14 protein-coding genes are annotated in these 11,664 nt (G+C 61.1%); 10 read left to right on the top strand and 4 right to left on the bottom strand.

The features are described 5' to 3' along the window. The first annotated feature begins 167 nt into the window (after nucleotides 1-167). From FGD77_RS19350 to FGD77_RS19330, 5 genes are all read left to right on the top strand, one after another. Nucleotides 168-1,307: a porin gene (locus tag FGD77_RS19350; protein WP_255012852.1), complete on the top strand. Its 1,140-nt coding sequence runs from the start codon at nucleotides 168-170 to the stop codon at nucleotides 1,305-1,307. Between the two features lie 97 nt (nucleotides 1,308-1,404). Next, nucleotides 1,405-2,292, top strand: a complete 888-nt coding sequence (locus tag FGD77_RS19345) for a sulfotransferase domain-containing protein (RefSeq protein ID WP_255012850.1) — start codon at nucleotides 1,405-1,407, stop codon at nucleotides 2,290-2,292. Between the two features lies 1 nt (nucleotide 2,293). Beyond that, nucleotides 2,294-3,163: a sulfotransferase domain-containing protein gene (locus tag FGD77_RS19340; RefSeq protein WP_255012848.1), complete on the top strand. Its 870-nt coding sequence runs from the start codon at nucleotides 2,294-2,296 to the stop codon at nucleotides 3,161-3,163. 67 nt (nucleotides 3,164-3,230) lie between these two features. Beyond that, entirely contained in the window at nucleotides 3,231-3,767 is a 537-nt protein-coding gene (locus tag FGD77_RS19335; protein ID WP_255012846.1) for a hypothetical protein, read from the top strand. 490 nt (nucleotides 3,768-4,257) lie between these two features. After that, nucleotides 4,258-5,133 (top strand): YihY/virulence factor BrkB family protein, encoded by an 876-nt coding sequence (locus tag FGD77_RS19330; RefSeq protein WP_255014332.1) that lies wholly within the window; start codon nucleotides 4,258-4,260, stop codon nucleotides 5,131-5,133. A 15-nt stretch (nucleotides 5,134-5,148) separates the two neighbouring features. Here FGD77_RS19330 and FGD77_RS19325 read toward each other — a convergent pair whose 3' ends face one another. Both FGD77_RS19325 and FGD77_RS19320 read right to left on the bottom strand, forming a co-directional pair. Next, nucleotides 5,149-5,520: a phage holin family protein gene (locus FGD77_RS19325; RefSeq protein WP_255012844.1), complete on the bottom strand. Its 372-nt coding sequence runs from the start codon at nucleotides 5,518-5,520 to the stop codon at nucleotides 5,149-5,151. An 8-nt stretch (nucleotides 5,521-5,528) separates the two neighbouring features. Beyond that, a complete protein-coding gene (locus FGD77_RS19320; protein WP_255012842.1) occupies nucleotides 5,529-5,849 on the bottom strand; it encodes a YqjD family protein in 321 nt (106 codons plus the stop codon). Between the two features lie 164 nt (nucleotides 5,850-6,013). On the opposite strand from FGD77_RS19320, the gene FGD77_RS19315 reads away from it, so the two are divergent. Then, nucleotides 6,014-6,187, top strand: coding sequence for a DUF1328 domain-containing protein (locus tag FGD77_RS19315; RefSeq protein ID WP_255012840.1), 174 nt, complete (start codon nucleotides 6,014-6,016; stop codon nucleotides 6,185-6,187). Between the two features lie 240 nt (nucleotides 6,188-6,427). Here FGD77_RS19315 and FGD77_RS19310 read toward each other — a convergent pair whose 3' ends face one another. Then, nucleotides 6,428-7,258, bottom strand: coding sequence for a response regulator (locus tag FGD77_RS19310; RefSeq protein WP_255012837.1), 831 nt, complete (start codon nucleotides 7,256-7,258; stop codon nucleotides 6,428-6,430). Between the two features lie 130 nt (nucleotides 7,259-7,388). Here FGD77_RS19310 and FGD77_RS19305 point away from each other — a divergent pair, with 130 nt between their 5' ends. From FGD77_RS19305 to FGD77_RS19290, 4 genes are read left to right on the top strand one after another with little or no spacing between them, the layout of a single operon-like run. Next, a complete protein-coding gene (locus FGD77_RS19305; protein WP_255012835.1) occupies nucleotides 7,389-7,583 on the top strand; it encodes a NepR family anti-sigma factor in 195 nt (64 codons plus the stop codon). Continuing rightward, nucleotides 7,580-8,161, top strand: a complete 582-nt coding sequence (locus FGD77_RS19300; RefSeq protein WP_255012834.1) for an RNA polymerase sigma factor — start codon at nucleotides 7,580-7,582, stop codon at nucleotides 8,159-8,161. Before FGD77_RS19305 ends, FGD77_RS19300 begins: the two co-directional genes overlap by 4 nt. Before the next feature lie 2 nt (nucleotides 8,162-8,163). Continuing rightward, the gene (locus FGD77_RS19295; protein ID WP_255012830.1) at nucleotides 8,164-9,939 is read left to right on the top strand and encodes a sensor histidine kinase; all 1,776 of its coding nucleotides are present in this window, start codon (nucleotides 8,164-8,166) and stop codon (nucleotides 9,937-9,939) included. A 20-nt stretch (nucleotides 9,940-9,959) separates the two neighbouring features. Further along, a complete protein-coding gene (locus tag FGD77_RS19290; protein WP_255012828.1) occupies nucleotides 9,960-10,256 on the top strand; it encodes a DUF6522 family protein in 297 nt (98 codons plus the stop codon). Nucleotides 10,257-10,286: 30 nt separating this feature from the next. Here FGD77_RS19290 and hemN read toward each other — a convergent pair whose 3' ends face one another. Continuing rightward, complete coding sequence (gene hemN / locus FGD77_RS19285; RefSeq protein ID WP_255014330.1) at nucleotides 10,287-11,642, bottom strand: oxygen-independent coproporphyrinogen III oxidase; 1,356 nt, start codon at nucleotides 11,640-11,642, stop codon at nucleotides 10,287-10,289. Nucleotides 11,643-11,664: the final 22 nt, after the last annotated feature.

The raw sequence follows: 11,664 nt of genomic DNA, 5'->3' as shown, positions 1-11,664 counted from the left end.
GTGTGTGCCTAAAACGTCACATGACAGCCAACAACGCCCGGCGGCGGGCGGGGTTCGTTGACTCACGCAGGCAAAAGACAGCATTAGATGCTTCAAGTCGCGTCCATACTCGGGAGGCGGCGGATCATGACACAAATCATACCTGCTACTCTGAGGAGGGACACACCTTGAAAAAGCATCTGCTTAGCACCAGCGCAATCGCCCTGGGCGTCGCCATGGCGGCACCTGCCGCGGCCCAGGAATGGGACGTCTCGTTCGGCGGCTACATGAGCCAGCACGTCGGATATGTCGACGTCAACGGTTCGGCCAACGCCGGTCAAGACTATGACGGCGTCAACATTCTCTCGAACTCCGAGATCATCTTCACCCCCTCGATCACGCTGGACAACGGCCTGACCTTCGGTGTGAACGTGCAGCTGGAAGGCAACAACTCGCCCGGCAGCCAGATCGACGAATCCTACATGACGATCAGCTCGGACACTCTGGGTCAGATCATCGTCGGTGGCGAAAACTCGGCTGGTTACAAATCGATGGTTGGCGCACCTGGCGTGACCACGATGTACATCAACTCGCCTTCGATCTCGGCATTCATTCCGTTCTCGAACGCATATCCCGGCGGTTTCCGTCAGGCCGGTCTGTCGTCCTTCACCGAAGTTGCGGGTAACAACGACGTTCAGCGTCTGACCTACTTCACGCCTTCGTTCAACGGCCTGACAGTCGGTATCTCCTATGCGCCGACCGCATCGGCAGGCCAGAACGCCGGTGCCGTTGCCGCAGGCAATCTTGACCGCAACGCTAACCTGTCGGACATCTTCGACATTGGTGTGAACTACAGCCAGACCTTCGGCACGACCAGCGTCACGCTGTCGGCACGTTACGGCACCGGCAACTCCGCAATCGTCGGTGTTTCCGATCCCGAAACATGGGGCGTCGGCGCACAGATTGGCTTCTCCGACTTCCTGATCGGCGGTAGCTACGCTGAGAACAACAACGGTGCAGCTGGTGGCGTTGGTGGCGGTCTTCCCGCTGACTACGGTTCGAACAACAAAGGTTGGAACCTGGGCGTGACCTACGACATCGCTGGCCCGTGGGCTGTTGAAGCTGTGACGTACCAAGGTGAGGTTTCCACTGCGACCGGCAAAGCCCGGTACGAAGCCTACCGCATCGGCGCGAGCCGCGATCTGGGACCGGGCGTCGATTGGGACATCTACCTGGCGCAGGTTAACTCGCACAACGGTGGCGTTGGCGCAGCTCGTCTGACGTCGAACGGTACGCTGATCGGCACCGGCATCAACCTGTCCTTCTAAGACTGGTTGACGTTAAAATTAGCGGGAGGGGTGGCAACGCCCCTCCCGTTCCTTTATCCGCAGGTCTGAAACGGTAACCTGCATGCAGGCGGGACAGATGAGCAAAACCCCCAAGAAGACATCCGCAAAAACCACCCGTCCCGCGCAGCCCACGCCCAAGGCCAGCATCGTGTGGCTGGCGTCGTACCCGAAATCGGGCAACACCTGGACGCGGATCTTTCTGGCCAATTACCTGATGAACACGCGGGAGCCGGTTTCGATCAATCAGGTTCACCGCTTTGGCATGGGCGATTCCATTGCCAAGACATATCGGATGGTGGCCAAGGATGAGGCTGCCGATTTAGAGGACGTCAACGTCACGCTTCGGTTGCGCGACCGCGTGCTGCGCGGCATCATCGGCAATGGCGCCGACGTCAATCTGGTCAAAACCCATAACATTCGCAGCGCCGCCTACGGGACCGATCTGATCCCGGCGAAATACACCCGCTCTTCAGTCTATATCATGCGCAACCCACTGGACATGGTGCTGTCCTATGCGCGCCATTACGGCATCACTGCCGCCGAAGCCATTGACGTGATCGGACGCAGCGACAATGCCAATGCCAGCGACACGTCGACGGTCTGGCAGTTCCTGGGCAGTTGGTCGGAGCATGTGAACAGCTGGACGGCTGATGCGCCCTATCCCAGCCTCGTGCTGCGCTACGAGGATATGCTGAACAAACCCGAACGGGCGTTCGGCGCGCTGGTGCAGCATCTTGGCGTGCCGCTGGACCCCGAGCGGCTACAGCGCGCGATCCGCTTTTCCAGCTTTGACGAGGCCAAGGGGCAGGAGGCCAAGGCCGGTTTTGCCGAGAACCCCGGCAAGAACAAGACGTTTTTCACCTCCGGCAAAGCCGGCGGATGGAAGGACGAACTGAGCGATGATCTGGTGGCGAAGCTGCGGACAGAACATCACGACACGATGAAGCGCTTCGGATACTTGTGACATGAGCAATCTCAAGCGGATCATCTGGATCGCCTCCTATCCCAAATCCGGCAATACATGGATACGCAGCCTTTTGGCGCATTACTTCATGCCACCGGGGCAGGCGCCTGACATCAACAACCTGCGTAACTTCACCACCGCCGATGTGCGGCAGGATTTCTACGATGCGGCAAATGGCGCGCCTTACAGGGGTGCGGATATGACCGATTGGATGCGCGTGCGCACCCCCGCGCTGCGCCTGATCGCGCAGTCACGCCCGAACCACCATTTCGTCAAGACACATTGTCAGACGATCCGCATCGATGGGCAGGACGTGATCCCGCCCGAGGTGACGTCGGGCGCTATCTACCTGATCCGCAATCCGTTCGATCTGGCGCCCAGCTTTGCCCGACATCAGTCGACGGATATCGATACGGCCATCGACAGGATGTTGAACCCTGACACGGTCATGGGCACGCCAACCGGGATTTTCGATGTGCTGGGCCGCTGGGACGATCACATCTGGTCCTGGACCAATGCGCCGGGCCTGAAACGGCGGGTGATCCGCTATGAGGATCTGCTGACCAAGCCTGCGCGCGAAATACGCGGCCTGCTTGAGGTATTTCTGGGCCAGAAGGTGGACGCCGCCAAGCTGGCCCGCGCGGTCAAGGCGACCGCTTTTGCGAACATGCAAAAGCAGGAGCGCGAACTGGGCTTTACCGAACGGCCCGAGGGCATGGCCAGTTTTTTTGCCAAGGGGCAGGCGGGCGTCTGGAAGGACGATCTGACCCCCGCGCAGGTGGGTCGCCTGCGGGCCGCATTCCTGCCGACGCTTGAGAAGTATTATCCCGAAATGCTGCGCCAAACCGAGGCGTTTGCCGCAGGCGCCTGACGCAGGCGCATTGGCACTGCGCCGCCGCGCATCTATATTAAAGCCCACACAACGCGAGGTGATACCGATGAAAGCCCCCTTTTTCACGATCGTCGCGGCGCTTGGCCTGACCGGGCTGGCCGCCTGTTCGCCCAACGTTCCTGCCGGTCGCGCGACGCTGGGTCCGAATCCGGCGCTGGGGGGCGGAACATTTACGTCGCCCGGCGGTATCACCGTTGCGGTGGACGCGCGCAATATCGGCGGGCGCACCGGTATTTGCGGCGTCTGGGCCGAAAGCATCAACCAATCAGTCCTAACCCGCAATGCTGGTCGCAAGGTCATAGATAGCGGCGGCGTTACCTTGGGCGGCGAGGCGGTTGCCCAGGGCCTTGGCTTTCTACAGCAGGTCGACCCGGCCACATCCTATGCCGGACTCGGGGCCAATTGCATCACGACGGACCGCGCATGGCAGAAAGGCGATGAGGCACGCGAATTGAAGGTCATACTTGCGCGCCAAATGATCCTGAATGAGTCGGATGGCGATTTCGGGATAGCAGGCGGCGTCATCATCTGGTTCCGCCCTGGCGGTCCCGGTGCGCACCCGTCGGACAAAAAACCATGGTAGTCTCTGGATGGGGCCGGCGCGTCCGGCAGTCTGGACCAGTCGCCGGGCTGCACCCGTCCAACTGATTTTTCCGGCGGTTTCATCGGTGTCCCTATGATGATCCGGGTTGAAAAGGGATCGCCGATCACCCCGACTGGACGCGCCTGCCCGGCGGGCTACCATCTGGCCCCACGCGGAAGCACGGTTGAGGTGTTTTTATACCTTCGGGCAAACACGTGGCATCCGGTATGCCAAAGCTCCGCGTTCAGGGCTGGTGAGCCGCCGGATCGCGTCAAGTGTGCCCTGTTTCGGGCCGATAGTAAAAGGATTGAGATATGATCGATATTTCCAATAAGGGCGGCCTGATAGCGCTGATTTACGACGTCTGGGCGATTATTTCGAACGTCGGCCGACATGTGGACCGGGGGCGCGCCTGATGGCGCATGCCTCGCGGGGGTATGGGCGCGCGCGCGTCCCCGTCGGGATTTGGCCCGCGCTCAAAGGCGTCTGGGTGTTGATCGGTGAAAAGAATCTGAATTTGATCGCGTCGGGCATCGGGTTTTTCGGCATCCTCGCCACGTTTCCGGCCATTGCCGCGCTGATCGCGCTCTGGGGGTTCGTCGCCGATCCGGGTCTTGTCGCCGGGCAGGTGTCTGAATTCACGACCCTCCTGCCTGACGAGGTGGCCAATTTGCTGACCGCGCGGGTGGCCGAACTGGTTGCGGCAGATGCCACGACGCTGGGATGGGCGGGCCTGCTGTCCGTCGTCTTGGCGCTGTGGTCCGCGCGGGCAGGTATCGGTGCGCTGATCGTGGGCCTGAATGCGGTTTACGGCGAGCGGAATCGGGGTGGTGTGCGGCATATTCTGGTGGCGTTCGGCCTGACCGGCGGCATGATCTGTCTTGCGCTGGCCTGTTTTGCCGCGCTGGTCGTGGCGCCCATCGTGCTCAGCTTTCTGCCGCTGGGTTTCATGGCGTCGCTCGTGGCGGAAACGCTGCGCTGGACAGTGGCAGTCGGGACAGTGATGCTGGCGCTGGGGCTGCTGTACCGATATGCGCCCAACCGTCGCGGGGTTGCGCGCGCCGGATGGATCACACCGGGTGCCATTGCGGCCACTATCCTGTGGGCGTTGGCGACATGGGCGTTCAGCGTCTACCTTCAGAATTTTGGCAATTACAACAAGATCTACGGATCGCTGGGTGCGGTCATCGTGCTGCTTTTGTGGCTCTATCTCAGTGCGTTCGTCTGTTTGCTGGGCGCCGCGCTGAACGCTGAATTAGAACTGCAACAGCGCAAGGACACAACCCGCGGCCCCGCCAAACCTATGGGCCAGCGGGGCGCCTTTGTAGCCGACAATCTTAGCCGGGATGGTAAAAGCGTCGACTGAATATCGGCCCGGCGTTCATTTCCCGTCCGTGGGTCCACGGCCCCGCGCAGCAAGGGCCGCGTTAAAGCCGATGATGAATGCCTCGGCCAAGGGGGGCGTCGCGCCCGGCTTCGGCGGGGTGGCGGGATCGCTGAGGGGGGGCGTTGCGTCTGCGTCGCGCTTGGACGACGATGAAGCCACGCCCAAGGCAATCAGCCCGGTGCCGGTGTAAATCCCTGCCAGAATAAGCGCCGCAGCGAATGCTGAATAAGCATCCTCCAGCATGATCCAGGCAGCTGAGGTCAGAAAGCCGAGACCTACCGAAACGAAAATTCCACCCACGACGCAGATCAGCGCGCGCCGTATGGCGCGCGCCGAGCGGTCCTTGACTGCGGATACAAGGCCCATTGCTGCGATCAGCGGCGCGAGGTGGACAGAATGCCCACGACAAAGCCCAACGCGGCAGCCATACCCAGTGAGAGTGCGGGTTTCTCCTGAACGAAATCATGTGCTTGGGCATTCAGCGCGTTTGCCTGCGCCTGCGCGGCGGAAACCGCATCGGCCCCGCGCGAGCGCGCATCGTCGAAACGCTTCTGCGCGGCTTCTGTCATGCTATCGCGCTGCGCCTTTGCCATTTGGCCCAGCGTCTCGGTGATTGCACCGATGTCCTGGCGCAATGTGGCGATCTGGTCCTGCAGGTCATCACTGTCGGGGGCTGCTGCTTTGTTTTGTGCCATATCCGTGGCCTCCTGAAACTTGAACGTCTGTCAGATGCAGCAACGCGTCAGTGGGCGTTTGGTTCCCATCTATATTTTGCCGTGTGCGGGAACCCCCTGATTGGAAGGGCGTTTGAAGTTAACCAAGTGGATTCACACTAGCACCCCATGGAAAGGAGATACAAATGCTCTATTGGGCCGTTGTTTTCTTGATCGTAGCGCTTGTCGCTGCCGTATTCGGCTTTGGCGGTATCGCGTCTGCGTCTGCGGGGATCGCGCAGATTTTGTTCTTTATATTTATCGTCTTGTTTGTCATCGCATTGATCGCCCGCGCGTTTCACGGAAGAGGGCCGCGCTGAACGTTGAGGCCCGACCTGCAATATCGGGACGCCCTTGGTTGATCTGAGGGAGGTGCAGCTTGTCGTGGGCCGTGACGAGGCGGCGAAAGTCGGCGTGATGTCAGAGTGATGAAAGTGTGATGAAAGTTGCTCCGACTTTTGGCGATGTGAACCAATACGGTTTGTGTCCCTCTTACGACAAAGCCGCCGACAGGAAAAACTGTCGACGGCTAGGCTATCAGGTTTAGAACCCCGATTGGATCAGGCGGTTTTGAGCGTCTCTGTCGACGAGAAGAACATCGCCTGACTCACGGCAGAGCGCACCTGATCTTCGTTGTAGGGCTTGGCAATCACGAACGCCGGTTCTGGCTTGTCACCGGTCAGCAGGCGTTCAGGGAAGGCGGTGATAAAGATCACCGGGATGTCGCCCACCTGGTCCAGCAGCGCCTTGACCGCGTCTATGCCGCTGGAATTATCGGCCAGCTGAATGTCGGCCAAGATCAGGTCCGGTATCTTCTGCAAGCCCAGTTCAATCGCCGCGTCGCGGGTGCGCCCGATGCCGGTGACATTGTGACCGATGGATGAGACGATGCTGTGCAGGTCCATCGCGATGATCGCCTCGTCCTCGATGATAAGAACGTTGCCGGCCATGCTGTTTTCAATGTCACGGCGCGCGGTTGCGATCAGGTCTTCGGCATCGGTTGCGCTGATGTCCATGATCGCGCCAATTTCCTGCGGGCTGAATTCTTCGATTGAGTTCAGCAGCAGCGCTTGGCGCGTATCGGGTGTCAGTGCGCGCATGTGGTCCTGCGCTGCTGTCTCCAGATTGCGGCTGGCCGATGCGCCGTCCTCGCCCATGTCCGGTGCGCCGACGCTTTGCCAGACAAGGCGAAAGGCGCGGAAAAGGGCGACGCGCGGTGATGGATCGTTTGCATAGGCTGCCCTGTCTTCGAGAATTGCCTCTAGCGTGGCGGTTGCAAAGGCGTCCCCGCTGGACTGGCTGCCTGTCAGGGCGCGGGCATATCTGCGCAGATAGGGAAGGTGATGCGCTATCTGCTGAGAGAAGTCCGGCTTGGTGTCAGAGATACCCATTGTTGCTCCGTATTTATTCGGTATTTTTCAATTCATGTCGGGAACCAACCCAGTATGAACGCGTTTGGTTCCCACGCGCGTGTAAAAAAGAGACGGCTCGAGGGCGACTATTTATGGATTGGCAGACGTGATGACCACAGGCAAGGGCGATGGGGATGAAAGTGGCAGGAACGCGCCACAGGGGCAGCCTAAACAGGGGCAACCTAAACGCAATCAGATCGACGATAACCTGAGACGTGTTTACGATGACATGCTGGATGACAGCGTGCCGGACCGTTTTCAGGATTTGCTGCGCCAGTTGCGCGAGCAGGACAGCGAAAAATGATACAGAAAAAAAGTGACGAAAGTGGTCCGCCACTTGATCCGCGCGACGAAATCGTGACGCATCTCAAACCGATGCGCGCCTTTGCGCTATCGTTGACGCGTGATATGGCGCGGGCGGACGATCTGGTTCAGGACACCGTCGTCAAGGCGTGGACGAATATCGACAAATTCACTGCCGGCACCAACATGCGCGCCTGGTTGTTCACGATCCTGCGTAACACATTCTATTCAGAACGGCGCAAGGCCAAGCGCGAAGTCGCGGATGTGGATGGGGCCATGACCGAGCGCATGTCGGAAAAGCCGGCACATGACGGCCGCCTTGCCCTCACCGATTTTCGTCGTGCGTTCGAACAGCTTCCTGCTGAACAGCGTGAGGCGTTGATACTGGTCGGCGCGCAGGGCTTTGCCTACGAGGAAGCGGCCAAGATGTGCGGCTGCGCCGTTGGCACAGTCAAGAGCCGCGCCAATCGCGGGCGCAAGCGGCTGGCCGAGATGCTCGACATGCGCGAGGACGAGGCGATGGAGCTGACAGACCAAGCGACCATTGCAGTCATCAGTCGGAACCCGGGCGCGATGTGACCATGGATACCAAGCGTCCGGAAAAGGCTGCCGTTCCCGAACAGGGGTGGCAATCTCTGAGGCGAAGCGATGCCCTTTTGCCGCGTACCGCGCTGCTTCTGACGCTGGCGCTGTTGCCGCTGGGCATCATCGCCGTGGCGCAAACGCAACGCGCGGTCAATACTGCGCGCGACACCTACCGCGCCAGCCTCAGCGCGCAGACCTCCCGCCTTGCGCAGCCCGAACGCGAGGTGATCCAGAGCGCGCAAGGGATAACTCAGGGGCTTGCCGACGCGCTTGTGGTTCTTGGTCCTACCGATGCCGTTTGCGCAGACCTGATGCGTTATTCGGCGTCGCGTAATGATCAGGTGGTGTTTTTGGGCTTTATCGATGTCAATCGTCGCTCGGATTGCAACAATTTCGGCAAGTCCTACGACTTTAGCGGAATTGAGTCGCTGCGAAATGCGATGAAGCGGGGCGCTTTCTCCATCAGTTACAATCCCTCTGGCGGGGCCAGCGGTAAACCTGTCGTGATTGTGCAGCAGCCGGTTTTCAGTGCGCAGGGCATACTCAAGGGATATGTCAATCTGTCGGTTCTGACAGAAGCTCTGGTGGCCCGGCGCAAGGCCGACCGTATGGCAGAAAACGCGGTGATTGTGACGTTCAATGACCGGGGACAGATCCTGACATCCGACCGTCCAGCAGACCAACTGGACGCATTCCTGCCGTCCGAAACCGAGCTGGCCGATCTGGTCGGTGGCGGCAAGCAGTTGTTCACCGAAGAGACGCGCAGCGGCGCGACGCGCGAATTTGCCGTGGTGCCCATTGTCGAAGGCCGTGCCTACGCCTTGGGCAGTTGGGACCCGGCGCGCCCGCAGGTCCGCGAGCGGGCCTTTGCCACGCTGACGCTGCTCTTTCCGCTATTGATGTGGCTCATCAGTCTGGTTGTGGCGCTGGTTGCGATCAGGCTTCAGGTCATTCGCCCGGTGCGCATTCTGGGCCGCCAGATGCGCGATTTTGCCGAAGGGCGCCGCGTGTTTCACAACGAGGCTCTGGAAAGCGCCCCCAGCGAACTGCGCGAGATCGGTGAGACGTTTGCGTCCATGGCGCAAAAAGTCATCCGTGATGAGGCGGATCTGGAAAACACCGTTCACGAGCGTGACGTGCTGATCAAGGAGGTGCATCACCGGGTCAAGAACAACCTGCAACTGATGTCCTCGATCCTCAGCATGCAGGCCCGGACGGCGCCCACGCCGGATACACGCAGTGCACTGCGCAAGGTGCAGGACCGGCTGACCAGTCTCGCCGCCGTTCACCGCGGCCTGTACGAGACGCCGATGGTCAGCCAAGTGCGCGTCGATATCCTGTTGGACGACTTGCTGCGGCAGTTGGCCACTCTGAGCGGAGGGGCGTCCGCGCCACTTGACGTCGACTTTGATTTGCAGCCGGTCGTTCTGGTGCCCGATCAGGCCGGCCCTCTGGCGATGCTGGCTGCCGAAGGGTTCACCAATGCGCTGAAATACGGCGGTGCCGGGCCGGATGGGCGCCGCGTCATCCGGGTGCGCCTGCGCCCGGACCCCGACCTGCCCGACATGGTCCTGTTCGAAATCGCGAACACCGTCACGTCAGACGTGCCGGGCGAGACAGAGCAGGGCCTGGGCCTCAAGCTGATTCACGCATTCTGCGCGCAGCTCGATGGCCGCTTTGTCAGCAAGGAGAAAGAGAGCGGTTGGTATTCCATGCAAATCAGTTTCAAGCTACAGGCGTTCGAACCTGATCAACACATACCGCGCGTGTAACGCACTGAAGGGAGGCACAGATGAAGGTGACACGCGACGGCGACGGTGCCGTGATCGATGCGGTCGATCTGGGCGCCCTGTTTGACCTGCCGCCCGGCGACGTGGCCGACGCGATGCGTGCAGGCAACATCACCAGCCAGTTTGAGACGGGCACAGGCGACGATGAGGGGACATTTCGGATGACGTTCTGGTACGGCGCCCGGCGCGTGCGCCTGACCTGCGCCGAGGATGGCACGGTGCTGAAGACGTCACGCAACAGTACGAAACGCGGCCTTCCGGGCTTCAACAAAACGGGCGACACTGAGCCGCCCGCTTAATGTGACAAACATTCTGTTGTTTTCTGCGCGTCAGGATGCGCGGCTGAAACGCACCCCGTCGGGCATATGCGCATCCAGCGCGCTGGCGACAATCCGCGTCAACGCGCGCCCTTCGGGCAGCAAGGTCAGCGTCTGCGCATCCAGCGTCACCAACGCGCCAAACCGCGCGGTGATTTGCGCCAGATCACGGTCCAGACTGGCGGTCAGATCGCCATATCTTGCGCGCAGCGCTGCACGGTCGATGGCAAACTCGCACATCAGCATTTCGATGGCATCAGCGCGCATCAAATCGTCCGCGCTCATCACATGCCCGCGTGCGCCTGCCAATTGCCCAGCCTCGATCCGCTGGATATAGGCGGCGGTCGCGGCAGCGTTCTGGACATACCCGGCGGGCAACCGCGAGATCGACGAGGCGCCAAGACCGATCAGCGTGGCGCAACTGTCCGCCGTATACCCCTGGAAATTGCGCCGTAGCCGCCCCTGATCCTTGGCCAGGGCCAGTTCGTCGCCCGGGCGGGCGAAATGGTCGATGCCGATCGGCTCGAACCCGGCGGCGCAAAATTGCGCTGCGGCCAGTTCGGACAGGCGGTGGCGGGCCACGTCACCCGGCAGGGCGTTTTCGTCGATCAGCTTTTGCCGCTTGGCCACCCATGGCACATGGGCGTAGCCGAAAAGGGCGATGCGTTCGGGGGCAAGCGTCAGCACCTTGGCCACCGTATCGGCGATGCGCGCGTCGGTCTGGTGGGGCAGACCATAGACCAGATCGCAGTTCAGCGACGTGATCCCGGCAGCGCGCAGATCGTCCACGCAAGCGCGGGTAATGTCATAGGGTTGTTCGCGCCCGATTGCGGCCTGCACCTCTGGGTCGAAATCCTGAATGCCGATACTGGCGCGGTTCATCCCCTCGGCGGCCAGCGCATCTATCTTGGCGCGGTCCACCATCGTCGGGTCGATCTCGACCGAAAATTCCCAACCATCCGCCGGAGGTATCGCGGCCTTGACCGCGCCGGCGAGGCGGTGGATCAGGTGCGGCGGCAGAATTGTCGGCGTGCCCCCGCCCCAGTGCAGGCGGCCCATGCGCAGCCCCGCGGGGATCGTTTTGGCCACCAGCGCCAACTCGGCCTCGAGCGTGCCGATATAGCTTTCGACCGGGCTCAGCGTCTGGGTGCCTTGCGTCCGGCAGGCGCAGAACCAGCACAGGCGTTCGCAGAACGGAATGTGCAGATAGACCGACACCGGCTGCGCAGGATCCAGCGCGGCCAGCGCATCGGCCTGAAAACCGCTGCCCACGTCGGGGGAGAAGACCGGCGCCGTCGGGTAAGAGGTATAGCGGGGCACGCGGGCGTCAAAGAGGCCCAGTGCGCGGAGTGTGTCCAGATGTTCCATGAGGGTGCTGTCGCACAGGCGC

It is taken from the genome of Roseovarius sp. M141 (genome assembly GCF_024355225.1).
In the GTDB taxonomy this organism is placed as follows: Bacteria; Pseudomonadota; Alphaproteobacteria; order Rhodobacterales; family Rhodobacteraceae; genus Roseovarius.
Note: the sequence above shows the minus strand (reverse complement) of the source record. Positions and strands in the feature narration are given on the sequence as shown.